Below are 377 nucleotides of genomic sequence, written 5' to 3' on the forward strand. Positions count from 1 at the left end.
CTAATACTAAATCGTTCCCATATTCGCCAAATTTTCCAATTTTAGCATAGTTGGTTGGGATAACTTCTTTTCCATTTCTGTCAATTAATCCAAAATGACCAGACACTGATTTGACCTTTGCAAATTCATTAGAGTTTATAACAAATTTTCCGATTTTGGAATATTTGGTTTGTACGATTTCTTTGCCATTTCGGTCAATGAGTCCGTAATGACCAGATACAGATTTGACTTTTGCATATTGTCCCGAGTTTTCGGTAAATTTTCCGATTTTAGAGTACATTGTTGGAATAATAATTTCTCCATTTTGGTTTATAATTCCGTAATGACCAGTTATACTTTTAACTAACGCCCAATTTTTTTGATAGTCGCCATATTTG

The 377-nt window shown here is 32.6% G+C and carries 1 protein-coding gene; it reads right to left on the minus strand.

Features of this window, described 5'->3' with window-relative positions:
• On the minus strand, nt 1–377 hold a 377-nt coding region (locus ACFQ13_RS07360; RefSeq protein ID WP_386115747.1), incomplete at both ends, for a WG repeat-containing protein.

The organism is Winogradskyella rapida (assembly GCF_042675845.1).
Lineage (GTDB): Bacteria > Bacteroidota > Bacteroidia > Flavobacteriales > Flavobacteriaceae > Winogradskyella > Winogradskyella rapida.